At 71.0% G+C, this 24,492-nt stretch carries 23 protein-coding genes and 1 pseudogene; 11 read left to right on the top strand and 13 right to left on the bottom strand.

Features of this window, described 5'->3' with window-relative positions; translation table 11 throughout:
* Nucleotides 1-35 precede the first annotated feature (35 nt).
* Together G6031_RS06120 and G6031_RS06115 are read left to right on the top strand one after the other, a co-directional pair.
* Complete coding sequence (locus G6031_RS06120; RefSeq protein ID WP_182652765.1) at nucleotides 36-971, top strand: helix-turn-helix domain-containing protein; 936 nt, start codon at nucleotides 36-38, stop codon at nucleotides 969-971.
* Between the two features lie 148 nt (nucleotides 972-1,119).
* On the top strand, nucleotides 1,120-2,016 hold the full coding sequence (locus tag G6031_RS06115) for an alpha/beta fold hydrolase (protein ID WP_182652764.1): 897 nt from the start codon (nucleotides 1,120-1,122) through the stop codon (nucleotides 2,014-2,016).
* Between the two features lie 57 nt (nucleotides 2,017-2,073).
* Here G6031_RS06115 and G6031_RS06110 read toward each other — a convergent pair whose 3' ends face one another.
* The 5 genes from G6031_RS06110 to G6031_RS06090 all read right to left on the bottom strand — a co-directional run bounded on the left by G6031_RS06110 (nucleotide 2,074) and on the right by G6031_RS06090 (nucleotide 7,244).
* Complete coding sequence (locus G6031_RS06110) at nucleotides 2,074-2,952, bottom strand: ATP-binding cassette domain-containing protein (protein WP_182652763.1); 879 nt, start codon at nucleotides 2,950-2,952, stop codon at nucleotides 2,074-2,076.
* The gene (locus G6031_RS06105) at nucleotides 2,949-4,073 is read right to left on the bottom strand and encodes an iron chelate uptake ABC transporter family permease subunit (protein WP_241737221.1); all 1,125 of its coding nucleotides are present in this window, start codon (nucleotides 4,071-4,073) and stop codon (nucleotides 2,949-2,951) included. The genes G6031_RS06110 and G6031_RS06105 overlap by 4 nt, the downstream gene beginning before the upstream one ends.
* The gene (locus G6031_RS06100; RefSeq protein ID WP_182652772.1) at nucleotides 4,073-5,107 is read right to left on the bottom strand and encodes an iron ABC transporter permease; all 1,035 of its coding nucleotides are present in this window, start codon (nucleotides 5,105-5,107) and stop codon (nucleotides 4,073-4,075) included. Before G6031_RS06100 ends, G6031_RS06105 begins: the two co-directional genes overlap by 1 nt.
* A 47-nt stretch (nucleotides 5,108-5,154) precedes the next feature.
* Complete coding sequence (locus tag G6031_RS06095; RefSeq protein WP_182652762.1) at nucleotides 5,155-6,189, bottom strand: iron-siderophore ABC transporter substrate-binding protein; 1,035 nt, start codon at nucleotides 6,187-6,189, stop codon at nucleotides 5,155-5,157.
* A gap of 224 nt (nucleotides 6,190-6,413) precedes the next feature.
* Nucleotides 6,414-7,244 carry an AraC family transcriptional regulator gene (locus G6031_RS06090; protein WP_182652761.1) on the bottom strand — a complete coding sequence of 277 codons (831 nt, stop codon included), beginning with the start codon at nucleotides 7,242-7,244 and terminating at the stop codon, nucleotides 6,414-6,416.
* A 159-nt stretch (nucleotides 7,245-7,403) separates the two neighbouring features.
* On the opposite strand from G6031_RS06090, the gene G6031_RS06085 reads away from it, so the two are divergent.
* Nucleotides 7,404-8,942 (top strand): DHA2 family efflux MFS transporter permease subunit, encoded by a 1,539-nt coding sequence (locus tag G6031_RS06085; protein WP_182652760.1) that lies wholly within the window; start codon nucleotides 7,404-7,406, stop codon nucleotides 8,940-8,942.
* 57 nt (nucleotides 8,943-8,999) lie between these two features.
* On the opposite strand, the gene helR is transcribed toward G6031_RS06085, so the two are convergent.
* Nucleotides 9,000-11,213 carry an RNA polymerase recycling motor ATPase HelR gene (helR, locus tag G6031_RS06080; RefSeq protein WP_182652759.1) on the bottom strand — a complete coding sequence of 738 codons (2,214 nt, stop codon included), beginning with the start codon at nucleotides 11,211-11,213 and terminating at the stop codon, nucleotides 9,000-9,002.
* Between the two features lie 138 nt (nucleotides 11,214-11,351).
* Between helR and G6031_RS06075 the strand changes: the two genes are divergently transcribed.
* A complete protein-coding gene (locus tag G6031_RS06075; protein ID WP_182652758.1) occupies nucleotides 11,352-12,548 on the top strand; it encodes a sterol desaturase family protein in 1,197 nt (398 codons plus the stop codon).
* Between the two features lie 106 nt (nucleotides 12,549-12,654).
* Here G6031_RS06075 and G6031_RS06070 read toward each other — a convergent pair whose 3' ends face one another.
* Entirely contained in the window at nucleotides 12,655-12,987 is a 333-nt protein-coding gene (locus G6031_RS06070) for a VOC family protein (protein WP_182640595.1), read from the bottom strand.
* Nucleotides 12,988-13,131: 144 nt separating this feature from the next.
* On the opposite strand from G6031_RS06070, the gene G6031_RS06065 reads away from it, so the two are divergent.
* Together G6031_RS06065 and G6031_RS06060 are read left to right on the top strand one after the other, a co-directional pair.
* Nucleotides 13,132-13,272 (top strand): hypothetical protein, encoded by a 141-nt coding sequence (locus G6031_RS06065; RefSeq protein WP_179525730.1) that lies wholly within the window; start codon nucleotides 13,132-13,134, stop codon nucleotides 13,270-13,272.
* An 87-nt stretch (nucleotides 13,273-13,359) separates the two neighbouring features.
* Nucleotides 13,360-15,477 (top strand): NAD(P)/FAD-dependent oxidoreductase, encoded by a 2,118-nt coding sequence (locus G6031_RS06060; RefSeq protein WP_347238449.1) that lies wholly within the window; start codon nucleotides 13,360-13,362, stop codon nucleotides 15,475-15,477.
* Nucleotides 15,478-15,492: 15 nt separating this feature from the next.
* On the opposite strand, the gene G6031_RS06055 is transcribed toward G6031_RS06060, so the two are convergent.
* From G6031_RS06055 to G6031_RS06035, 5 genes are all read right to left on the bottom strand, one after another.
* Entirely contained in the window at nucleotides 15,493-16,518 is a 1,026-nt protein-coding gene (locus tag G6031_RS06055) for an alpha/beta hydrolase (protein ID WP_182652757.1), read from the bottom strand.
* On the bottom strand, nucleotides 16,515-17,366 hold the full coding sequence (locus G6031_RS06050; RefSeq protein ID WP_182652756.1) for an SDR family NAD(P)-dependent oxidoreductase: 852 nt from the start codon (nucleotides 17,364-17,366) through the stop codon (nucleotides 16,515-16,517). Before G6031_RS06050 ends, G6031_RS06055 begins: the two co-directional genes overlap by 4 nt.
* Nucleotides 17,363-18,538 (bottom strand): hypothetical protein, encoded by a 1,176-nt coding sequence (locus G6031_RS06045; protein ID WP_241737220.1) that lies wholly within the window; start codon nucleotides 18,536-18,538, stop codon nucleotides 17,363-17,365. The genes G6031_RS06050 and G6031_RS06045 overlap by 4 nt, the downstream gene beginning before the upstream one ends.
* Nucleotides 18,539-18,665: 127 nt before the next feature.
* Nucleotides 18,666-19,685, bottom strand: coding sequence for an AraC family transcriptional regulator (locus G6031_RS06040; RefSeq protein ID WP_182652755.1), 1,020 nt, complete (start codon nucleotides 19,683-19,685; stop codon nucleotides 18,666-18,668).
* Nucleotides 19,673-21,037 carry an FAD-dependent oxidoreductase gene (locus G6031_RS06035; RefSeq protein ID WP_182652754.1) on the bottom strand — a complete coding sequence of 455 codons (1,365 nt, stop codon included), beginning with the start codon at nucleotides 21,035-21,037 and terminating at the stop codon, nucleotides 19,673-19,675. Before G6031_RS06035 ends, G6031_RS06040 begins: the two co-directional genes overlap by 13 nt.
* A 122-nt stretch (nucleotides 21,038-21,159) precedes the next feature.
* On the opposite strand from G6031_RS06035, the gene G6031_RS06030 reads away from it, so the two are divergent.
* Nucleotides 21,160-21,696: a hypothetical protein gene (locus tag G6031_RS06030; RefSeq protein ID WP_182652753.1), complete on the top strand. Its 537-nt coding sequence runs from the start codon at nucleotides 21,160-21,162 to the stop codon at nucleotides 21,694-21,696.
* Nucleotides 21,697-21,742: 46 nt separating this feature from the next.
* Here the strand turns inward: G6031_RS06030 and G6031_RS06025 are convergent, their stop codons facing one another.
* On the bottom strand, nucleotides 21,743-21,904 hold the full coding sequence (locus G6031_RS06025; protein WP_182645726.1) for a hypothetical protein: 162 nt from the start codon (nucleotides 21,902-21,904) through the stop codon (nucleotides 21,743-21,745).
* A 268-nt stretch (nucleotides 21,905-22,172) separates the two neighbouring features.
* Here G6031_RS06025 and G6031_RS06020 point away from each other — a divergent pair, with 268 nt between their 5' ends.
* The 4 genes and pseudogenes from G6031_RS06020 to G6031_RS06005 form a co-directional block, all read left to right on the top strand.
* On the top strand, nucleotides 22,173-22,568 hold the full coding sequence (locus G6031_RS06020; RefSeq protein ID WP_182645725.1) for a GntR family transcriptional regulator: 396 nt from the start codon (nucleotides 22,173-22,175) through the stop codon (nucleotides 22,566-22,568).
* Entirely contained in the window at nucleotides 22,528-23,286 is a 759-nt protein-coding gene (locus G6031_RS06015) for an ABC transporter ATP-binding protein (protein WP_241737219.1), read from the top strand. Before G6031_RS06020 ends, G6031_RS06015 begins: the two co-directional genes overlap by 41 nt.
* Nucleotides 23,283-24,110 (top strand): hypothetical protein, encoded by an 828-nt coding sequence (locus G6031_RS06010; protein WP_182652752.1) that lies wholly within the window; start codon nucleotides 23,283-23,285, stop codon nucleotides 24,108-24,110. The genes G6031_RS06015 and G6031_RS06010 overlap by 4 nt, the downstream gene beginning before the upstream one ends.
* 145 nt (nucleotides 24,111-24,255) lie before the next feature.
* Nucleotides 24,256-24,492 (top strand): annotated as a pseudogene (locus G6031_RS06005) (hypothetical protein); the annotation flags it as partial.

Raw genomic sequence — 24,492 nt, 5'->3', positions numbered from 1 at the left:
GAGCCGGACGCCGCCCGATATGTGACCATTACCACATGGCCCTCGTCCTGCCGCATGCTCCGAGCCGATCGGCCTTCGGCGCGGACACGCCGCAGAGCGCCGATGTGGTCACCGGATGGCACTACGGGTGGCGGGTGCGGCAGGACTCGGATACAGATGCCTACCGCGTCCGGCGGTACGAGATCGCGGACACCGAGGTGGTCTACTGCGATGCGCCGCCCTGCTCCGGGACACGGACCAGCGGGGACATCGACGGCGTCGATGACAGCCGGATCGGACTGTTGATCGTGACGGCCGGCCGCGAGCGGGTCGAGGTCGGGGGAGCGGCCGCCGAGATCGGACCCGGTCAGGCGTTCCTGTGGGACACCCGCGCGCAGGGGACCTTCGTGTGCGAGGCGGGGCTGACCAAGTACACGGTGTTCTTCCCGCGGGCGGTGCTCGAGGGCTGGACCCCGTACCTGGTCGACCTGCTCGAGGCGGGTCCGCTGCCGCCGGCGCGGACTCTCGCGATCAGGTCGTTGATCGGCGCGGTGGAGTCCACCTCCGATACCGATCTGGCCGCCCAGTCGGCCGCCCCACTCGCCTCGGCGATGCGGGAACTGCTCTACCTCGCCGTCGACGGGCACACAGTTACGCCGTCGGACCACTCGTCCGAGCGGTGGCGCCGCGCGATCGACCTGGTCGAGAGCCGTCTGCCCGCCTCGACCACCGCCGAGGACGTGGCCGAGTACCTCCACGTCTCCGTGCGGGCGGTCTACCAACTGTTCGCCGATCGGGGCACGACCCTGCGCAGCCACGTCCGCCGACGCCGGCTGCACCGCGCAACGCGGGACCTGTCGGGCCACCCGGAGAGGTCGATCGGTGAGATCGCCGCGGGGTGGGGTTTCGCCGACCAGGCCTCGTTCACCAAGGCCTACCGCGCGGAGTTCGGTGTGACCCCCGGTGTCCATCGCAGGCGGCCGACCGTCTGATCAGCCCGTGGCGGTGATCGCCGGGCTGCAGTGGGTGACAACGGCCTCTGCAGGCACGGCCATATCCACGGTGTGATGGCCGTCTCATACTCGACAAGGAAGGTCTCCCGACCCATCCGTGTGAGACCCGGACCCGGAGGAGCACACCGTGCGCGAGGACATCCAGTTCGACACAGAGGACGGCACCACCCTGCGCGGCTGGTGGTACAAGGGATCCGGCGATTCCCGGCCGGTCATCGTGATGGCCCACGGCTTCTCCGCCACCAAGGAGATGTATCTCGACGACTTCGCCGAGCACTTCCACGGCGGCGGCTTCGACGTCCTGGTCTACGACAACCGTGCACTGGGCGCCAGCGACGGCCCGCGCCCCGCCGAGATCGACCCCCTGGAGCAGATCTCGGACTACCGCGACGCGATCACCTGGATCTCGACCCAGGAAGGTATCGACTCCCGGCGTATCGGGATCTGGGGATCGAGCTACAGCGGGGCCCACGTGCTGGTGGTGGCGGCCAACGACCGTCGCGTCGGGTGCGTGGTCGCCCAGGTTCCCCTGGTCGACGGCCTGGCCAACGCCCGCCGGCTCATCCGAGCAGACATGTGGGATGGCCTGCGGGAGGGCTTCAACGCCGACCGCGCCGGCCGGCAGAACGGCGACGAGCCTCTGACCATCCCGGTGACCTGGAAGGACTCGCCCGACGAGCCGTGCGTGCTCCCCACCCAGGACACCCACGACTTCTTCTTCGGACCCATCCAGGAACGTGCGACCACGTGGAGCAACGAGGTGACCCTGAGGTCTGTCGAGAAGTTCATCGAGTACATCCCGGGTGCGTCGATCGACCGGATCTCGCCGACCCCGCTGATGATGGTCGTGGCCTCCGGGGACGTGCTGACCCCCGCCGACCTGTCTCTCGAGGCGTTCCAGCGGGCCCGCGAGCCCAAGAAGGTCCTCGTGATCCCCGGCGGTCACTTCGAGGCCTACGTGGACGAGCAGTTCGAGATCTCGGCGCCCCAGCAGCTCGACTGGTTCCGCACCCACCTCGGCTGAGCGGGGCGCGCAGCCGGGGGAGTGCGTGCAGGGAGGGCGCACACGCCGGAGGCGCGTCTACCCCGCGTCCACGCCCTGCCCGATCATCACCCCGTGCTCACGGCGAACCCCATGCTGACCGTGAACCCCGTGCTCTCCGCGTACCCCGTGCCGCCCCAGCGGGAGCATCAGCGGCCGGCCGGACGTGGGGTCGGGGATCACCACCGAGTCGAGCCCGAACACCGCGCTCACCATCTCGGTGGTGAACACCTCCCGCGGCGCGCCGGCGCAGTGCACGCGCCCGTCGGCCAGCGCCACCAGGTGGTCGGCGTAGCGGGCGGCCAGGTTGAGGTCGTGCAGGACCATCACGATGGTGGTGCCGCGGTCGCGGTTGAGGTCCACCAGCAGGTCCAGCACCTCCACCTGGTGGGCCACGTCGAGGAACGTGGTGGGCTCGTCGAGCAGCAGCAGGTCGGTGTGCTGGGCCAGGGCCATGGCAATCCAGACGCGCTGACGCTGACCGCCGGACAACTCGTCCACGGCCCGGTCGGCCAGCTCGAGGGTGCCGGTGGCCTCGAGTGCTGCGGCCACGGCCTCGTCGTCGTCCCGACTCCACCTCGAGAGCATCCCCTGATGGGGGTTGCGCCCGCGGCCCACCAGGTCGGAGACGGTGATCCCCTCCGGCGCGATGGGGGACTGGGGGAGCAGGCCCAGCGTGCGGGCCAGCTTCTTGGCGGGGATGCGATGCACCTGTTCGCCGTCCAGGAGCACCTGTCCGCCGCGGGGCCTCAGCAGCCGGGACATGGACCGCAGCAGTGTGGATTTGCCGCACGCGTTGGCGCCCACGATCGCGGTGATCCGGCCCGGCGGCACCTGGAGCTCCAGGTCGTGGATGACGGTCCGGTCGCGGTAGCCCAGGTCGAGGCCGGTCGCGTGGAGGGAGTGGTCGGTGGTCACAGTGAGCCTCCGGTGCGATTGCTACGGGCGATGAGATAGATGAGGTACGGCGCGCCGAGCACCCCGGTGATCACGCCCACCGGGTAGCGGGAGCCGAACGCGTACTGGCCGACCAGGTCCGCGCCGAGCACCAGCACCACGCCCACCAGCGCCGCCGGCACGAGCGGCGAGCCGTGCGGCCCCACCAGGCGCGCGGCGATGGGCCCGGACAGGAAGGCCACAAAGGCGATGGGCCCGGCGGCGGCGGTGGCGAAGGCGATCAGGCCGACGGCGGCCACGATGAGCATGATCCGGGTGAGCTCGGTGCGCACGCCGAGCGCGGACGCGGTGTCGTCGCCCAGCCGCAGCATGGACAGGTCGCGGGACTTGAGCAGCAGCACCGGGGCGAACACCAGGCAGGCCACCAGCACCGGCTGCACCTGAGACCACGAGGCGCCGTTGAGGCTGCCGGTGATCCACCGCATGGCCTCCTGCAGCTCCCACTGCGGCGCGGTCTTGAGGATGTAGTTGGTGGCCGCGTTGAGCATGGCCGCGGTGCCGATGCCGATCAGCACCAGCCGCGTACCCACCACTCCGCCGCGGTAGGCCAGCAGGTAGATGGCCAGGGCCACCGCGATCCCCATGACGATCGCGAACGCCGACACCTGCGCGCCGCCCAGACCCAGGACCACGATCGCGAACGCCGCCGCCGCGCTGGCGCCGGAGCTGATGCCGATGATGTCGGGGGAGGCCAGCGGGTTGCGCAGCATGGTCTGGAACGTCACGCCGCCGATGCCGAAGCAGACGCCGGTGAGCACGGCGAGCACCGCGCGGGGCAGGCGCAGCCGCCCGACGGTGAACGAGGCGCCGGCCACGTCCTGGCCCAGGATCACGCGCAGTACGTCGGCCGGGGGGTAGAACGTCCGGCCCACCATGAGGCTGGCCGCGAACAGCGCAGCGGCCACCAGGGCGAGCGCGGTCATGACGATTAACCGCCGTCGCCTCCGGCCTCGGCGACCGCGGGTGATCAGCTCGACGGACGCCGGGCGGGCGGTGGTCAGGGAGGAGGTGGCCGGGGCGTTCGGGGCCGGAGCAGGGGTGGCCGGGGGGTTCGAGGTCGCGGCGTTGCTCGTCGTCGTCATCACACCTCCCGGACCTTCTGGCGGCGGACGATCGCGATGAAGATCGGGGCGCCCACGAGCGCGGTGATGATGCCCACGTCGATCTCCTCCGGCCGGGCCACCACGCGGCCGAGGACGTCCGAGGCGGTGACGAGGATGGCCCCGATGAGCGCCGAGAACGGCAGCAGCCAGCGGTGGTCCACTCCGACCAGCAGGCGGCAGGTGTGGGGGACGATGAGTCCCACGAAGGCGATGGGGCCGGCCACGGCGGTCGCGGCGCCGCACAGCAGCACCGACCCGAGCGCGCCCACGGCCCTGGTCAGGACCACACGCTCGCCGAGCCCCGCGGCCAGGTCGTCTCCGAGGGCCAGCGAGTTGAGCGGACGGGCGGCGAGGAAGCAGATCAGGGCGCCCACCACGAGGAACGGCAGCACCTGCTCGATCGCCTCGGTGCTGGCCCCGCCGACGCCCCCGACCTGCCAGGAGCGCACGCCGCCGGCGATGTCCCCGCGCGGCAGGACCACCGCGCTGATGAACGAGGTGGCCGCCGCCGAGGTCGCCGCGCCGGCCAGGACGAGCTTGAGCGGGGTGGCCCCGCCGCGCCCGAGGGAGCCGACCGTGTAGACGAACACCGCGGCGATCCCGGCGCCGACGATCGCGGTCCAGATGTACCCGGTGTAGGTCCACAGCCCGAAGTACGCGATCCCCACCACCACGGCCAGCGAGGCGCCCATGGTCACGCCCAGGATGCTGGGGTCCGCGAGCGGGTTGCGGGTCACGCCCTGCATCACCGCGCCGGCCAGCCCCAGCGCCGCGCCGACGAGCATCGCCAGGATGGTGCGGGAGATCCGCTTGACCACGGAGGCCTCGCCGAGGCCGTCGGCGGAGCCACCCAGCGCGGCGAGGATCTCGTCGAGGGAGACCGTGCGGGAGCCGATGGAGATCGAGGCGATGACGACGACGACGAGGACCGCGATCGTCACCAGGAGCCACGCCACCCGGACCCGCGCCGGGCGCCGCACCGTCCGGACAGCAGACGTGGCGGCACCCGGCATCGGGAGGGCGGTGTCCGTGCTCACCCGGCCGCGCTCGTGCGTCTCGCTCACTCGCCGTTGCCGACGGCCTCCGCCAGCTGCGCCACGTAGTCGTCGAGCACCCACGAGATGGCCAGCGGCGTGGGGTTGGCGGCGGTGCCCATCGGGCCGCTGCCGTCGAGGAACACGATCGCGTCGTTCTTGACCGCCGGCATCTGGGACAGCAGCGGATCGGACTTGAGGGTGTCGACGAGCTCCTGGTCGCCGTAGGTGACGATCAGCTCGACGTCGTCGAACTGGTCCAGCTGCTCGGCGCTGATGCTGCCGGAGTACTTGCCGCTGGCCGACGCCTCGGTCACGGCGGCCGGCGTGGCCAGGCCCAGGTCCTCGAAGAACGCGGCCCGGGTGTCGGCGGCGGTGTAGAAGTTCACCGTGCTCAGGTCGGTCGGGTCGACGTGGGTGAGGAACATGGTCTTGGTGCCTTCGAGCTCGGGGTGCGCGGCCGTGGCCTCGGCGATCTCGGCGTCGAGCTCGTCGACCAGGGCGTCGCCCTCGGCCTCCATGCCCATCCCCATGGAGTTGAAGCGGATCGTGTCACGCCACGAGGTGGCCCACGCCTCGTCGGGGTAGGCCACGACGGGGGCGATCTCGCTCAGGGTGTCGTAGTCCTCCTGCGTCAGCCCGGAGTAGGCGGCCAGGATGACGTCCGGCTCGGTGTCGGCCACTGCCTCGAAGTCGATCCCGTCGGTCTCGTCGAACAACACGGGGGGCTCCGCGTCGAGTTCCTCGAGACGCTCCTCGACCCACGGGAGCATGCCGTTGCCGTCGTCGTCACCGAAGGTCGCCGCGGCCATCCCCACCGGGACGACCCCCAGGGCGAGCGGCACCTCGTGGTTGGCCCACGCGACGGTGGCCACCCGCTCGGGCGCCTCTTCGATGGTGGTGGTGCCGAGCGCGTGCTCGATCACCACGGGGAACGACCCGGACCCGCCGGACGCGGCCGCACCCGTCGACTCCTCGGAGTCGGCGGACGAACCACACGCGGTCAGCACGAGGGCGGCCGTGGTGGCGATCAGGAAGGGGACAACACCGCGAGAACGCATCAGGGCGGCTCTCTCATTCTGGAGAAGATGAACAGGGCAGGACCCACCCGGGCGCCGCGTCGGGTCCTCCGACGCAGTCTGACCATTAGGTGAGGCTGGCCTAAGACACTACGACCGTACCGCGGTGCGGCGCAATCGCTCGATCAGGACGCGGGATATCGCGTATCGGACAGGCTCGGGGTCGCCGGGGCGTTGACGCCCGGGCCGCTGAGAGGGCTGGTGGCCTAATTGGTGGCAGGGCTGGTGGCAGGGCTGGTGGCTGGGCGGAACTGCCCCGGGGTGAGCCCGGTGGTCCGGCGGAAGGCCGCGCCGAAGGCGCTCGCCGAGCGGTAGCCCACACGCACGGCCACCTCGTCGACCGGCACGCCACTGCCCAGCAGGACCGATGCGTGCTGGGCGCGGAACGCCGCCTGCCAGGCGCCGAAGCTCAGACCTGTCTCGGCACGGAACGCCCTGGTCACGGTTCGTTCGCTCACTCCCAGCCGCGCTGCCCACTCGGTCAGTGACCGGTCGTCGCCGGGATGCGACTCGAGGGCCGTGACGATCGGGCGCAGCAGTTCGGCGGTCGGTCGCTGCACCAGCAGGGCGTGGGCGGAGGGTTCGAGCGTGTCGAACACCATCTGCTCGGTGAGCTCTCGTGAGCGGGCCTGCAGGGTGTGGTCCACCAACCGCTCCAGCAGAAGGGTCAGCAGCGGGGTCATCTCCACCGCCACGGGCTCGGCCGGCAGCGGGGAGGCGCTGCGCGAGTCGACCTGGGCGGTCCGGTACCAGGTGCCGGCCGGGGCTGCCGCGGAGTGGAGCACACCCGCCGGGATCCACAACCCCACGGACGGGGTGATGGTCCAGGTCCGCGGTCCGATGGTCGCCGTGGACGCGCCCGCCCGGTTCCAGAGCAGTTCATGGGTGGGGTGGGAATGCGGCGCCCACACGGTGTCGCGGGCCACGAGCTCGTCCATGCCGGTGATGGTGAAGGGCATCACGGCGGCGCCCGCCTGGTACACCGGCAGGGTCCTGGTCTCCGCGTCCGCGCGGCGCGCCGTGCTGATCCCGGTCATGCGTCGATTCTGCCCCACCGGCCCACCCGCCCCAGTAATGGTGGTCACATCAGCAAGCCTGCCGGAGATCCTGCAGTACAGTGCGAGGGTTCCCGTGCGCGCCGTCTGGCCTCGCCGGGCTTCCCACTTTGTTTCGCCCCGTAATGTCTAAGGATTCCCGTGACGACTGAGTCATCCGCCGCTGCTTTCTCTCCATCCCAGCCCGACCCCGCACAGCCCGACCCCGCACAGCCCGACCCCGCCCTTGGCTCCCCGCCGCTTCCCGCCGCCACCAAGCGGCTGATCGCGCTGCTCGTGGCCGCGGCGTTCGTGGTGATCCTCAACGAGACCATCATGTCGGTCGCGATCCCCGAGCTGATGGGGGAGTTCGCCGTCGCCGCCGCCACCGCGCAGTGGCTCACCACGGCGTTCATGCTCACCATGGCCGTGGTCATCCCGTTCACCGGGTGGATGCTCATGCGGCTGCCGCTGCGGACAGTGTTCATCATCGCCATGACCACCTTCACCCTCGGCACCCTGCTGGCCTCGCTGGCCCCGGTGTTCGTGGTCCTGGTCGCCGGCCGGGTGGTGCAGGCCGTGGGCACCGCGATCATGATCCCGCTGCTCATGACCACCGTGCTCAACGTGGTGCCCGCCGACCGTCGCGGCCGCACCATGGGCGTGATCTCCATCGTGATCGCGGTGGCCCCGGCCATCGGCCCCACCGTCGGCGGCCTGGTGCTCGACGTGCTGAGCTGGCGCTGGATGTTCTGGTTCGTCCTGCCCATCGGCGTGCTCGCGCTGGTGGCCGGCGCGACGCTGATCCGCAACGTCACCGCCACCCGCGCGATCCCTCTCGACATCTTCTCCGGCGTGCTCTCGGCCGTCGGCTTCGCGGGCCTGATCTTCGGCCTGAGCTCCTTCGGTGAGGCCGCCAACGACAACGCGCTGGTGTCCCCGTGGGTGCCCGTGCTCGTGGGTGTGGCAGCCCTGTCGGTGTTCGTGTGGCGTCAGCTCGCGCTCAAGGACTACGCGCTTCTCGACGTGCGGGCCTTCACCTTCCGCACCTTCACCGTCAGCCTCACGCTGATGCTGCTGTCCATGATGGCGCTGTTCGGCACCCTGATCCTGCTCCCGCTCTACATGCAGCAGGTCCTGGGCACCACGACCCTCGAGTCCGGCCTGGCGCTGCTGCCCGGCGGCCTGCTCATGGGTGTGCTCGGCTGGTTCGTCGGTCGGCTCTTCGACCGCATCGGTCCGCGCCCGCTGATCATCCCGGGCTCGATCCTGGCCGCCGCCGGCCTGTGGGGCATGTACGTCTTCTTCTCCGCCGAGTCGTCGCTGGCGATCGTGGTGGTGTGGCACATGATCCTCAGCGTGGGCCTGGCACTGCTGTTCTCGCCGCTGCTCACCTCGGCGCTCGGCTCGCTCCCGCCGCACCTGTACTCGCACGGCTCCGCGCTGCTCAACACGCTGCAGCAGGTCGCCGCGGCCGCCGGGACCGCGCTGTTCATCACCGTGATGACGCTGGGCATCGTGGCCGGCGCCGAGTCCGGCAAGGGCGATGTGGCCGCGCAGATGACCGGCGTCCACAACGCGCTGCTGGTGGGCGCGATCATCTCGCTGATCACCGTCGTGGGCGCGTGGTTCGTCCGCAACACCGCGCAGACCGAGGGGCCCGCGGTGGCGCCGATGGCCGAGGAGTCCGTCGCGTCGTAGCCGGCCGGGCGCCTCGGCCCCGGCAGTCCGCCGGCGTCCTCGGCGGCGTCGGGTCCGCTATCGCGTGAGCACCGTGAGCGACCGCGTCGCCCGGGTCATCGCGACGTAGCGGTCGACCGCGCCGACCACGCCAGAGCCGGTCACGCCCCCGCCGGGGGCGTCCGGAGCGACCAGCACCACCAGGTCGAACTCCAGCCCCTTGGCGGTGGCCGCGGTCAGTGATCGCACGCGGTCGCTCACCGGGATCTCGCCCGGCGGAAGGTCGGTCTCCCCGATCACGCAGGCCACGCCCTGCGGGTTGGCCTCGAGCCACGCGTCGACCACGCCCCACAGATCGTCGATGCGGCCGTACGCGACCGGTTCCCCGCTGCTGCGGACCGACACCGGCACGTTCGCGTCGGGCCGCACCGCCCTGATCACCGGGGCGGCGGCCTCCATCACCTCCGACGGCGTGCGGTAGTTGATGGACAGGTGGACCGTGCTGATCCGGCCGGGGGACAGGCCGGCCCGCTCCAGCCGCTCGGGCCAGGACTCGTCGAAGTCCCGCCTCGCCTGGGCGCGGTCGCCCACCACCGTGAGGCTCCCCGACGGGCACCGGCGCAGGATCATCTGCCACTCGGCATCCGAGAGCTCCTGCGCCTCGTCCACGATGACGTGCGCGAACGGCCCACCCAGGCGGGCGGAGTCGGTGGTCGTCGCGTCCTCGCCGGAGGCCGGGTCGAGCAGGGCCTCCTGCAGGTCACGGTGTCGCAGCATGGGTGCCACCCCCTCGGGGTCGTCGCTGGCCGCGATCACCTCGTCGATCACCGAACGACGCCGCTCCAGTTCGGCCGCGCGCTCGGCGTGCCGACGCCTGGTGGCCCTGTCCCGGTGGGCGTCTCCCAACCGATGTCGTGCCGCGTCGAGCAGGGGCAGATCCGCTCGCGTCCAGGCAGCGGGCTCGCCCCGACCGAGCAGCCGGATCTGCTCGACCGTGAGCCAGGGCGCGCACAGACGCAGGTACGCCGGAACGGTCCACAGATCACCCACGAGGTCGGCCGCGTCGATCATCGGCCACGCGCGGCGGAGCTCGCGGCGCAGGTCCGCGTTCGCCAGCAGCTCGGCGCGGAGCGCGGCGTCGGGCACACCGGCGCCGGCCTTCTCCAGCAGGATCTCCACCAGGGTCTCCAGGATCTGGTGCCGGGCCTCGTTGTGGGGCGTGCCGTCCTCGGGGGAGGCGAACGCCTCGGCCCAGTCGCCCGGGGTCAGCGTCAGGTCGACCCACTCGGTCTGCACCGGCATCGACCGCTCGGGGGGCTGCTCGTAGAACCGCACGGCCGCCTCGATCGCCCGGACCATCGGCATCCCGGACTTGAGACGGGCGACCTCGGGGTCGGGCTCCTCGGGCACGCCGTCCGGCCCGGCAGCTCCACCCTCGAGGCCGGGGACCAGGTCGGCGAGGGTGGCCGTCTGGACACCGTGTTCACCCAGGGCCGGCAGGACGTCCGCGACGTAGTCCAGATAGGGCCGGTGTGGGCCCACCAGCAGCAGGTTTCCGCGGTGCCGGCCGAGCCGAGACTCCGCGTGTAGCAGGTAGGCCGCCCGGTGCAGCGCGACGACCGTCTTGCCCGTCCCCGGGCCGCCGTCCACCACGAGTGCGTCCGAGGAGTCGGCGCGGATTATCGCGTCCTGGTCGGCCTGGATGGTGGCCAGCACGTCGTGCATCCGGCCGGTCCTCACCCGGCCGAGGCTCGCGACGAACGCGGATTGGTCGTCCGGGGCGGTGCGGGTGCCCACCTCGTCGTCGTCGTCAAGAACCTCATCCCAGTAGTCGACGATGCGCCCGCCCGACCACCTGTACCTCCGCCGGTACGCCACGCCCATCGGCCGGGCGAGCGTCGCGGCGAAGAACGGCTCGGCGGCCGGCGAGCGCCAGTCCACCAGCAGGGGGGTGCCGGTCGGGTCGATCAGCCCGATGCGGCCCACGTAGACCGGATCGGCGTCCCCGGTGAAGGCGACGTGCCCGATGCACAGGTCCAACCCGAAGCGCCGCAGGGTGGTGAGCTCGGCGACGAGGCGGCGGATGTCCGCGTCGCGGTCGATGGTCTGGGCGCCGGTACCGGCCGGGTCGCGGCGACGGGCGGCCAGGCGGGCCGACAGGTCGGCGACCCGCTGCGCGAGGCAGTCCGCGATCGCCGAGAACTGCTGTTCGTCGGCGGCGATCAGGGCCGGATCGGCCTTGCTCCGAAGGTGGTCGGGGAGAGCGAAAATGCTGGTCGGCAGGGGTGGCATCGCGCTAGTGTGCGCCCCCACCGGGGTCTTGCGGCAAGACCCCCCACCAGCTATATCTTGAAAGGGGAACAGGGAACGTCGGCCCGACCCGAGGCTCCCGCCCTCGCGCCACAGTGACCCACGTCATATCCTCAGAGCGTGAAGGTTGATCTGACGGTCCTGGCCATCCCCGGTTTCATCGCGGCGATGGCGGCCGAGTACGCATGGCAGTCCCGCAATCCGGCGGAAGGGGAGCGGGCCGGCGACTACGAGTTCGCCGACACCATGGCCAGCCTGTCGATGGGCGTGGGCAGTCTGGTGGCTCCGTACGTGGCGGACACGCTGCTCGCCCCCGTCACCCCGCGCACCGGCCGGTACGCCAAGGCGCTGATGGGCCTGTCCCTCGCGGCGGCGGCCGCAGCGACGGTGGGAGACGTGGTGCGGCGCACCCGGACCACCGGTCTGCTCAGGGCGGGCGCGTTGCCGTCGAGGGTGTCGTCATCCCTTTCGAGTCGAGCACCCCTGTCAAGCCAAACGTCCCTGTCAGGCCGGGCGATGGGGAACGACGACGAGGTCCTCACCTCCGACCCGGATCCCGTCCCCGGGACCGCCCAGGTGCCGCCCGCGCTGCGACGCATCACCGGAGGGTCGGCGGTGACGTCGCTCGCCTCGGCGGTGGTGACGGTCTCGACGTTGTGGAGTGCCGAGACGGCCGGCAAGAAGCTCTTCCGATTCTCCCCGTTGGATCTGGGCACGGGGCCGCTCGCCTACGCGGTGGCGATCCTGGGGTGGGACTTCATCTACTACTGGAACCACCGCTTCGATCACGAGAGCCGCTGGCTGTGGGCCATGCACGTGGTGCACCACTCCAGCGAGCGCTACAACCTCTCCACCGCCCTGCGCCAGCCGGTCGCCGAGGCGTTGACGATCTACGTGCCGTACGGGCTGCTCTCGCTGTTGGGGGTGCGGCCGGCCCTGGTGCAGGACGCCCGCGCGATCAACCTGATCTACCAGTTCTGGGTTCACACCGAGGTGATCCGGTCGATCGGGCCGTTCGAGCGGGTCTTCAACTCGCCCGCCCACCACCGCGTGCACCACGGCAGCAACCGCGAGTACCTGGACCGGAATCACGGCAGCATCCTCATCCTGTGGGACCGCCTTTTCGGCACCTTCGAGCCCGAGGGGCAGAAGGTCGTCTATGGGCTGACCACCAACATCGACACGTTCAACCCGGCGCGGATCGCCTCGCACGAGTGGATCGCGATCGCCCGAGACGTGTTCCGATCCGAGACCTGGAAGGACCGGGTCGGCTACCTGGTGCGCGGGCCGGGGTGGGCCGGGGCGCGGCGGGCGTGACGCCGCTGACCTGGGGTGCCCTGTACGGGCGGTCCAGGGCATCGCAGGTCAGCGAGCGGTCAGCCTAGCCCGCCACCAGGAACCAGGTTCCCGGCGCGCCCAAGGGTCACTGCCCGGTGATGACGACCCGGTTCCCGTCCGGATCGCTCAGCAGGAGGATCCGTGCGCCGCCACCCGGGACCGGGCCATCGTGGGCGATGCCGCTAGCGGTCAGCCGGGCCGCGGCGGCGTCGAGGTCGGTCTCGTCGAGGACGACGGTCGAGTGGCCTGCGCGCTCGGGCTCGGACCACACCTGTAGTCCGAAGGTGTCGCCCGGGTGCCATTCGATGAGTCCGGGCATGGGCCGCAGGTCGGGGGCGCGATCGAACAACAGGGAGTACCACTGCTCGGCGCGGGCGATATCGCTGACAGTGCACTGGGCGAGGATGCGACGGATCATGAGGCGCTCTTCCGACGGTGGAGTGCGCTCACCGTAGCAACTCGCGTCCCGTGCCAGCGTGAAGGCCGCCGCAGCGTAACGGGTACCCGGTAGGGTTCGATCCCCAAGTAAGGCACCGCACCCGAATCGGTAAGGAGCGACATCGTGTTTCCCTCTGGCTCGATCGAGAATCCGCTGCGCTATCTCTTCGGCCCCGGGCCGGGTGAGGCGTCCTGTCTGGCCCTGACGCCCGAGTGCATGGGCCTGCTGCCGTACCTCGCCGCCCGGTTCGGCATGGGCTCCTGACACACCGCCTCACGGGCGCGTCGCCCCGCCCGGCGATAACTAGAACCTGTTCTTGACACCCGTCAACCCCCGCGTATTCTCCTCAGGGTGACCACCCTCACCTCCTTCCCTCGTCTCCTGTCGCCCGGGCGTATCGGCCCCATGTCCACGGCCAACCGCATCGTCCTGCCGGCCATGGACATGAACGTCTCGGAGGACGGTGAGATCGAACAGCGGGAGATCGACCACTACGTCGCCCGCGCCGCCGGCGGTGCCGGGCTGATCATCACCGGCGCGTGCGCGGTCGCCTTCCCGCACGGCGCCGCATCGATGAAGGAGCCGGGGCTCTCGGACGACAAGTTCATCCCCGGGCTCACGGCCCTGGCGGACGCCGTCCACGCCGCGGGGTCGAAGCTGTGCGTCCAGTCCACCCACCACGGCAAGGTCGCGCGGGTGGACATCGCGAACGACCGCCCGGTGATCGCGCCCAGTGCGCCCGACTACGACTACGACTACTCCGCGCTGGCCGACAGCACCCCCGACGAGCTCGGCAGGATGGGCGCGGCCACCGGTGGCAAGAAGACGGTCTACCGGGAGATGGACCACCCCGACATCGCCTGGCTCATCTCCACCTGGGCAGATGCCGCCGACCGTGTCGCCCGGGCCGGAGCGGACGCGATCGAGATCCACGTGGCGCACGGCTACATCCTCGGGGTGTTCCTCAACCGACGAGACAATCAGCGCACCGACGCCTACGGCGGGTCGCTCACCAACCGGGCGCGACTCGCGTGCGAGGTCATCGCCGCGGTCAAGGAGCGGGTGGGGGACACGCTCGCGGTGCTGGTGCGGGTGGCCGGCGAGGAGTACGGCCAGGACGGCGGGTTGACGCTCGAGGAGGCGATAGAGGCGTCACGCATGTTCGAGCGCGCGGGCGCCGACGCCATCCACGTGACCGGCTGGGGCCGCAACCCCTTCGACAACTTCACCGACGGCCCCCTGCCGGACACCGTCGGCGCGTACCTGGACAACGCGGCCGCCATCAAGCAGGCGGTGTCGGTGCCGGTGATCGCCGTGGGCCGCATGCTGCCGGAGGTCGCGGAAAAGGCGATCGACGACGACAAGGTGGACTTCGCCGCCATGGGACGGCAGTTGCTCGCCGATCCGGACCTGCCCAACAAACTGGCCGCCGGCACGCCCGAGCTGGTGCGCCCGTGCATCAACTGCTACCTCTGCGTGGCCGAGAACTTCTTCGACGACACCCCCTTCTGTGCGGTCAACCCGGCGTTGGGCAACGAGACGCTGCTTCCGCTCACGCCCGCGCCGGCCCGCACCCACGTCGTGGTGGTGGGCGCGGGTCCGGCCGGACTGGAGGCCGCCCGCGTGTTGACCGAACGTGGTCATCGCGTGACCGTGGTGGACAAGTCCGACCGACTCGGCGGCACGATGTGGTTCTCCAGCCTGACCACCCCGGACAACGAGCCCCTCATCCGCTGGTTCGCCGCCGAGATCGACCGCCTGGGCATCGACGTCCGCCTGAACACCGAGGCCACGCCGGACTCCCTCCGCGCCCTGCAGCCCGACTGGGTGGTGGTGGCCACCGGGGCCGTGCGGCCGGCGCCGCAGATCCCTGGTGGGGACCTGCCTCACGTGCACACCGGCGACTCACTGCGCGCCACCATGCTGGGCACGGCCACCGCCGACGAGGCCGGGCTGGCACTGCGGGTGATCGGCAGGCTCGGCCGCCTGTCGGGCATCACCAAGAGCCCTTCGCTCATCCGCCGGCTGACCAGGATCGCGCTGCCGATGGGCAAGGACGTCGTGGTGATCGGCGGTTCGCTGGTCGGCCTGGAGTTGGCCGAGTTCCTGGCCGAGCGCGGTCGGCGCGTGACCCTGCTGCATGACGGCCAGCAGCTCGGGCTTCCCCTGGCCATGCCGCGCCGGTGGACCGCCGTCCGCCACGCGCGCGACCATGACGTGGCGATCCACCGCCGCGTCACGGTCACCCGGATCACCGAGTCCGACGTGCAGTGGACCGACCGCAAGGGCGCCGCGGCCTCGGCCCCGGCCGACATGGTGATCTACGCCGACGGCACCACCGCCTCCGCGCCCCTGGCCGACCAGCTGCGCCAGGCCGGCGTGGAGGTCGAGGTGATCGGAGACGCCGGCGAGGTCGGCTACATCCACGGCGCGATCCACTCGGCGTGGGGCGTCGCGACGGTGGGGTGACACGGCGAGTCGCGGCTACCCTCCGAGCACCCTCCGCAGGAACTCGACCGTGATCTCCCCGGCCCGCCGGCTCTCCGGGGTCAGGGCGTCGAGCACCGGGAAGGCGTGCACGGCCGTGTGCCAGCGGTGCGTCTCGACGGTCCGGCCGGCGGCGTGGAGCCGCTCGGTCAGTGCGAGTGCGGCGGTCTCCACCAGCTCGCCCGCGGCCAGGGTGATCAGTGTCGGTGGGAACACGGCGGGGTCGCAGTCGACCATCGACCGGCTGCCGGGCAGCTCGTAGGGACGACTGGACCAGAACCGCTGCGCGCGCCGGAGGGTGCTGGCCGGCTGGTAGGCGTCCCGGGTGAACCACGAGCCGTCGCGTAGCTCGCAGTCGAGGTCGAACAGCGGCGAGTACCCGACCAGGGCTGCGGGCGGCCTGACGCCGTCGCGGGCCGCCAACTCGCAGAGCTTGGCCGCCAGGAAGCCGCCGGCGGAGTCTCCGGCCACCACGATCCGATGCCCTGCCGGCAGCCGGGCGGACAGCGCGCGATAGGCGCGGTAGACGTCGTCCACCACGGCAGCGATGTCGACCTCCGGCAGTTTCCGGTACCTGACCGAGTGCACGGGAGCGCCGAGGCCCGTCGCCAGGCTGCCGCACAACCGGCTGTGGGTGCTCGGGCCGCAGAAGACAAAGGCGCCTCCGTGGAGGTAGAGCACGGCCACGTCCGTCATCGCGTCCGGGCCGGCGGCCTCGGAGTGGATGGCCTCGGGGTGGATGGCCTCAGGGGTGCTGGTCACCGCCGGAACGCCGCCCAACGTGGTGGTGTCCACGTGCACGCCGACCGGGTGCGGGAGCCGGGTGAACCCGCGCTCCACGGCGGCGAGCCCCCGGATCCCGGCGTCGGTCAGCGGCCAGACCCGGTAGACCTGCCGCAGGGTCGCGCGGGCGGCCCAGTACAGGGCGCGCGACTGCGGGCTGGGGTCGCGGTGGGTCACGACGGCGTCGCTGGTGGTGACCGCATCGCTGGTGGTGACGGCCCCGTTCACGTGTGCGGTCATCGTCGTGCGGACTCCTGTGTCGCGAGCAGCCGGCGTTGCGTCCGGCGCCCCTGTGCGGCCATGAGGGGCAGGCCCGCCACGGCCAGTCGCGGGAAGGTCGCACCCAGGCGGGCGAGCGCCCCTCGCCACGTCGGCACGGCCGTGACCAGGCGAGGGGAGTCCAGCACCCTGCCCACCGCGCGCACCACGTCGCCGGACTGGAGGAGGGATCCGGAGAACGACAGCGCCGCCTGGGGGTCGGTCAGTTTGTCGTGGATCATCGGCGTCCAGATCCCGTCGGGGCAGATGCAGGAGATCGCGATGTCGTCCACTCCCGCGAGCCGGAGATCGATGGCGGTGCTGGTGCTGAACCCCATCACGGCGTGCTTGGAGGCGGCGTACACGGCCTCACCCGGCACGGCGGAGATCCCGGCCAGCGAGGCGATGGTGATGATGTGTCCGCCGCTGCCACCAGGGTCGTGGCCGCGCATCGCGTCGATCGCGGCGACGGTCCCGTTGATCGCGCCGAGGGCGTTGACCTCCATGAGCAGTCGCCGCTGGTCCTCGGTCTGCTCCCACGCCGGCCCGGTGAGCAGGACGCCGGCGTTGTTGACCCACACCTCGAGGCGCCCGCCCTGCGCGAGCAGCGCGTCCCGGGCCGCCTCGACCTGCGAGTGATCGCGGACGTCGACGGCCGCCCAGGTGGCGTCCCCTCCGATCTCGGCGGCGGCCGCGGCGGCGGTCCCGGCGTCGATGTCCGTGACCATCACCCGGTATCCGCGGTCGGCGAGCATCTGGGCGATGTCCCTGCCCAGCCCGCGTCCGGCCCCGGTCACGAGGGCACTGCGCGACCTCGTCGTCGTCGTCACTTCTCGCTTCTCAGTCCGGACCGGATCCGACCGTAGGAGAGGCCGCCGTGGCAGTAGGTGGGCACGACGGGCCAGAAACGCTTCCACGGGACCAGTTCGGTGGAGGGCAGGATCTGCAACCAGCGCGGGTCGCCGGGACACCGGTCCGCCATGGTCTTCTCCTTGATCATGGAGTCGTACTGGTCCAGCGAGTCCTCCAGGGTGTTGGCGTTGGGGCAGATCTCCCGGCCGAACTTCTCGTGGTAGCGCCGCACCCCCGGGATCCGGGAGAGCTCCGGCTGCCAGTTGTCCAGGGAGATGCCGTTCTCCGAGGAGACCCAGACGCCGTCCGGGGTGTTGATGACCAGCGAGTGGTTGCCGTCGGTGTGGCCGGGGGTCCACATCAGGGCGATACCGGGGCCGAGCTCGATGTCCCCGTCGAACACCGCGAACTTGGACCGGTCGACCCCTCCGAGCCCGCCGGCGACGTACCAGGCCCACTGCATGGGGTGCAGGTCCTCGAGGGTGGCCAGCTCGCGCCGGTGGACCAGCAGTTTGGCGTCGCCGAACAGCGGCGCGCGGGGCGCGCTGTCCCCGGGGATCACCTCGGTCGAACCGAGGATCATGCGGGGGTCCTGCACGTGGAGGTGGTCGAACGTGCAGAAGTCCACGTCCTGCGGCGTGAGCCCGACCTTGGCGAGCGCCTGACCCGGCTCGTTGAAGTACTTGAGGAGCAGCTTGACGGCCACGCCGCCGCCGGGGACCTTGTCGATGAGCGTCTGCAGGTTGTCGTAGAAGGGCGCCTCGGCGGACCCGGCGGGGACGGTCGGCTCGAACACCAGGGTGCGGGGACGGCCGTTCCAGTCGTCGTACTGCACCACGATCATCCGGTTGATCATGGTGATCAGGGGCAGGCTGGGGACCGAGACCGCGTTGTTGAAGGCGTACTTGACCGGGTACGGCGCCGCGGCCACGTCCACGGACTGCACGGCCCGCACCTGCCCCTGCTGCACGAAGCGCTTCTTGTACTCGGCGGCCGCCGCGCGCACGGCCCGGAGGCGCTCGCCGCGGGGCCACACGTCGTGGACGCCGTCGAACTCGGGGATCGACCGCGCGCCGATCTGCTCGAGCATCTGCTCGGACGACGGTTCCTGCAGTTCCTGGTCACTCAACTGGTGTTCGCGCAGCATCATCGCTCCTGTACTCCTACGGGCGCCTACTGCTACGGGCGCCGTGGTTCTCCGGGTGCCGTGGTTCTCCGGGTGCCGTGGTTCTGGTGGCTACGTTCAGGATCCGGTTCCCGCGGGAAGAAAACTTGTCTCAGCGCGACAGTCTTGCCCGGCGCCGGAGTCCGCCGGGGGAGAGGCCGAACCACCGACGCACGGCGTGGCTGAGCGTGGACTGTTCGGAGAAGCCGACCAGGTCGGCGATCTGGGTGAACGACAGGTCGGTGGTCGTGATGAAGCGGTGCGACCGGTCTCGTCGCAGGTCGTCGACGACCTGACCGTAGGTGGTGTCCTCGACGACGAGGTGGCGTTGCAGGGTCCGGGGGTGGATCGACAGCGAGGCCGCCACCTCGGCGAGGGACGGGACCGGCCCGGGCAGGCTCTCGGCCACCGCCCGGCGGACCCGTCCGGACATCGACCGGGTGGGGTCGGAGTACGACCCCGCCAGGTGCTCGAGGGCGGCCAGGCGGATCTCCTCGTCCGCGGTGTCGAACGAGGCGTCCAGGATCCGGCGTTCGACGCACAGCGCGGCCACGGGTCGGTCGAACTTGATGTCGGCGCCGAAGAACTCCAGGTAGCGGGCCACGGGCGACAGCGGACCGTGGGGCAGCTCGACCGACCGGAGACCCGGACTGCGCCCGAGCAGCTGAACGGCCATCCGGTGGAACAGGCCCAGGCCCAGCTCGATGGCCTGCGGGGAGTACGGCGATTCGGAGAGCCGCTTGCGGTAGGTCAGCGCGATCACGCCGCGCCTGCCCCACGGGTCGTCGTCGACGCCGATCGTCAGGGCGGGGCTGTGGACGAACAGGAACCGCGCCGCGCACTCGAGCGCCTCGGTGGCGGTGGAGCTGGAGCGGACCGCCCGGGCGACCGGACCGAGGATGGAGACGTCCTGGCGATCGGCCAGCCGCAGCCCGAAATCGGCGCAGCCCAGTTCCGCGGCGGCCGCGTCGAGCATCCGGTCGTGCGCGGTGATCGACACCAGCCCGTCGTCGTCATCGAGCACCTCGCGCGCGATGTCATACCGCTCGAGAAGGCGATCGGGGTCTCCGCCGAGTTCGCTGACCAGCGGACCGAAACCGCGAAGACTGGCGGCGCGGATCAGCGGCTGCACACGATCTCCCCGGCCACCCGCCGACCCGACTCGACCGCCCCGTCCATGTATCCGGCCCAGCGGGTGGCGGTCTCCGTGCCGGCCCAGTGGATCGGGCCGACGGGACGGCGGAGGTGGGGGCCGAAGCGGGTCAGGGTCCCGGGCGCGGCGAACGCGCCGTAGCAGCCGCGGCTGTACTCCTCCTCGGCCCAGTCGCGCTCGATGTAGTCGACGGGACCGAGGGCCCGGGGGCCGAAGTATCCGGCGAGGTCCTCCAGTACCTGCGCGCGTCGGTCGGCGGCGGTCATGCGCGAGGCCCGGTCCGTGTGGCGGCCCTCGAGGAATCCGACGAGGACGCCGGGCACGGCGCCGTCCGACGTGCTGGCGTGGGGAGTGTTGTCGAAGACGGTGCCCAGCGGTCGGGTGTCGCTGTTCGCCTGACCGCTCCAGCCGTCGGCACGCCAGAACGGCTCGGGGTAGACGACGTTGATCTTGATCACCCGTCCCATGGGCATCCGCTGGATCAGCTGGTCGCGGTCGCCGGGCAGACCGGGGGAGTAGCGGATCCTCGACGCCAGCGGCGGTGGCACCGCGATCACCACGTGCCGCGCGCTGACCACGTGGTCGCCGGTGCGGACGCGGGCTCCCGCGGCGTCCCAGTCGACCGCGGTGACCGGGCTGTCCAGCATCACGCGGTCGCCGAGCTCCCGCGCCATCTCGATCGCGATCCTCTGCGCTCCGCCCACCACGCGGTCCTGCTGAGCACCACCCTCGGTATCGATCAGCGCGTCGAGTCCGCCGGCGGCCCCGATGTAGAACCCCGCCCACAGCGCGGACAGGTCCTCGGGTCCGGTCGAGAACACGGCCTCGGTGAGGAGACGGAAGAACGCGCGGCCCCGCGGGGTGCGGGCGGTGCGTCTGAGCCAGGTGTCGAACGTCTGCGAGTCCAGGCGCTCGGCGCCGGGCGCGCGCCACGGGTCCGCGAGCGGGATGCGGGCGGCCATGCGGTCGAGACGCCACTGTGTCTGCGCGATGTCGGCGAGGGTGACGGGATCGAGGCGGGGGATCCGGCCGGAGTAGTCCGACCTGGCCCCGCCCACCTCGGCGATGTGGCGACCCGCGACGTGGGTGGGGAAGGTCTGCAGTCCCAACTCGCCGATCAGCGCGAGAATGCGGTGTTGGGTGGGGCCGACCCACTGACCCCCGACCTCGATCGGAGCACCGCCGGGCAGAGTCGCGTTGAGGAGACGGCCCCCGACGCGGTCCCGGGCTTCGAACACCTGCACCTCGTGGCCCGTGCGGGTCAACTCGCGAGCGGCGACCAATCCGGCGATGCCGGCGCCGACGACCACCACGTCCACTGATGAGTTCACCCGTCGCCTCCCCACGGCCGCCGAATCGCAGGCGTGTTCACAGTATTCCGCGCCCCCGACGGCCCGGGGCAGGACGGTGAACTCGGTGCCCCGGACTCCCGAGGTCTGTCACGCTTGTCGCCATGAACACGGACGGTCGTTCCCTGCCGCGCAACTCATGGCTCTCCCGGGGCGCGCCGCTGGATAGGGACGACGCGGCGAGCCGGATCAGTGCCTACATCTACGGCAACATCCTGGTGCTCGCGGCGCTCGTCCCGCTCGTGCAGGCGGAGAAGTACGTCGGCGTCGCGATCGTGGTGGGCACGGCGGTGTCGACCTTCATCGCGCACGCGTTCGCCGAGGCGGTCGGCCACACCGTACGGGAGGGCGAGGCCATGACCCGGGCCGAGAAGGTCGCAGAGTTGCGGAACTCGGTGCCGATCCTGAGCTCGGCTCTGCTGCCGTCCCTGATCCTCGCGGTCGGCTGGGTCGGTGTGCTCGAGCACCGCACCGCACTCCTGCTGGCGGAGCTCACCGTCCTGGTGCGGATCGGCGGCATCGTCTTTGTGATCGGCCGGCTCAACGGCGAGAGGCCCAGTCGGAGTTGGCTCATCAGTGCAGCGGCACTCACGGTTGTGGCAGCGACCATCGTCGGGGTCAAGGTCGCTCTCACGCACTGACCCTGGCGCGGTGACCCGGGCGCACTGATCCGGGCGCGGCGGTCGGCTACCTGCCGAACATCTTCGCGAGGAACCCCTCCTTGGGTGCTGTGGCGTGTCCGGGGCATCGCTGGGCCTTGGGCACGCCGGACATCACCTGGTCCACGTGCATGCCGCATCCGGCCCACGTCGTCTTTCCACAGGTCTTGCAGGTGGCGGGTCGGCACATTGTCGTACTCCTCTGGTTTCGGGATCGGCGAGAGGACCGCGGGCGGTGTGTGGGCCGTCCGCGCCTCGTACCCGAGAATACATACCCCATGGGGTATCCACAACGCGGCGGCCGGCTGCTTTGCTGTCACGCCGCGCCGCGCCTCCTCGCGCTCGCCCCGCCGCGCCTCCTCATCCTCGCCCCGCCGCTCCGCCCCCCACTTTGACTTCTCCGTGCCTTGGTGTCACTGTATTAAGCACCTAATACAGCAACACAAACGGGGGCGGCGATGCAGTTCGACAACTCATCCCCGATCTGGGTGCAGCTCGTCGAGGAGTTCTCGCGGCGCATCGTGACGGGGGAGTGGCCGACGGGCGCGAAGATGCCCGGGGTCCGGGAGTTGGCGGCCGATCTGGGCGTCAACCCCAATACCGCGCAGCGCGCGCTGGCCGAGCTGGAGCGGCTCGAGTTGTGCCGGTCCGAGCGGGCCACCGGGAGGTTCGTGACCTCCGATGACGCCCGGATCGACGAGGTCCGCGCCGACCTCGCCGCCGGGGCGGCCGACGAGTTCATCCGGCGGGTCCGCGGTCTGCGGATGACCCACGACAAGGCGCGAGCACTACTCGACAGGAGATGGGACGACCATGACCACACCACTGCCCATGCACACGACGGAGGCGTCTGACGTGAGCACGACCGCCAGCCGGGCCACTACACTCGTCGAGGCCACGGGCCTCAGCATGAGCTACGGCTCCACCACCGCACTGGACGCCCTCGACCTCCGGCTCGCTCCCGGTCAGATCGTGGGACTGCTCGGCGAGAACGGCTGCGGCAAAACCACGCTCCTCAAGATCCTCGCCGGCGTGCTCTCGGGTTACACCGGCACGGTGCGGATCGACGGCCACGCCCCGGGCCCCGAGGCCAAGGCGATCGTCTCCTTCCTGCCCGACACCAGCTTCCTGCCCGACTCCGCCCGCGTGAGTTACTGCCTGCGGCTCTACGCCGACTTCTTCGCCGACTTCCAGACCGAGAAGGCCCGCGACCTCATCGGATTCTTCGGCCTGAGCGAGTCCGCGCGCCTCAAGGAGATGTCCAAGGGAATGCGCGAGAAGGTGCAGATCGCCCTGGCCATGTCCCGCGACGCGCGGGTGTTCCTGCTGGACGAGCCCATCTCGGGCGTCGACCCGGCCGCGCGTCAGCTCATCCTCGACGGCATCGTCCGCAACCTGTCCGAGGAATCCTTGTTGCTCATCTCCACGCACCTGGTGCACGACCTCGAGCCCATCCTCGACGCCGCGGTGATGATGCGCCACGGCCGTGTCCTGCTCCAGGGCGACGCCGACGACCTCCGCGGCCAGCACGCCGCCAGCCTCGACCAGATCTTCAAGGAGACCTACCGATGACGACGACACTGCTCACGCACGAGTGGCTGCGCACACGAGGGGCCCTCGGTACGACTCTCGGAGTGACCGCTCTCGTCGGCGTCCTGGGCGGCCTGCTCGGGGCCGCCGGGTGGCCGCTGCTGTCCCAGCTCGGCCTGGCGCTGGGCATGCTGGCCGCGGTCGTGGCCGTCCCGGCCGTCCAGTTGACCCTGGCCGCCGATTACTGGCGCACCGGCTACGGCAGGACCGGGTACTTCACCCACGCCATCCCGGTCCGCGGGTCGGTCATCTTCTGGGCCAAGCTGGTGTGGGCGATGGCCGCCTCTCTGGCCGCGCTGATCCTCACCGCCGTGCTGGCACTGCTCGCGTGGTGGGCGGCGGCCCGCCAGTCGGGGCTCACCCCGCCGTCGTCCTCCGTCCTGTCCGACGCGTGGACCACGGTGACCACGGCCGCACCGGCCTGGATGATCGCGGCCGGAGTGCTCGTGGCGCTCTCGTCGTTCCTGATCTGGCCCGTCTACTACTACTTCTCGGTCTCGGTCGGGCACGAGCGACGGCTGGCCTCGCTGGGCGCCGGCGGGCCGGTCGTGGTGTTCGTCCTGGTCTACGTGGCGACACAGCTGCTCTCGCTGCTGGCGATGGTCGCTCTCCCGTTCGGCATCTCGATGGGCACCGGGGGCTCGCTGGAGTTCGTGCGTTTCGACATCATCGGCGAGTTGGCCGCCGGCGCGGCCGCGAGCGACGACGTCATGCCCGTGGGCTTCCTGGCCGCGTCCGCGGTGGTGGTGGTGTTCTGCCTGTGGCGTACGGCGCGGTCGTGGAACCACAGGGTGGCCCTGGTCTGAGACGCACGGGCGAATTATGAGAAAACCTTTGGCGAGGGCCCGTGCCGGAGTACTGTTCACATCACTCGACGGCCGGGTGGCGCACCGGACCCGGCCGTCACCGTCCCTCTGAGGACCCCCTCGCCTCCCGGAAAGACCGCCGCCCATGCCGATCGTCCTGCCGTCCACGGCGCATCCGACCCTGACCGAACCGACCTACCTCAGGCCCCCGGTCTGGAAGCCGGTGCTGGCCTGGGCGGGTGTGGGGGTGGGCGCGCTGGTCGTGCTGGGTGGGGCCTCCCTCGCGGACGGCGCCGCAGCGGTCGTGGCGATGACCGTGTTCGGGTTGGCGCTCATCCTGCCCGGTGGATGGTGGTTGTACTGCGAGCACCGGGACAGGGCG

The sequence above is a fragment of the Dietzia sp. CQ4 genome, from assembly GCF_014145125.1.
Taxonomy (GTDB): domain Bacteria; phylum Actinomycetota; class Actinomycetes; order Mycobacteriales; family Mycobacteriaceae; genus Dietzia; species Dietzia natronolimnaea.
This window is presented reverse-complemented; position numbering and strand designations above follow the sequence as displayed.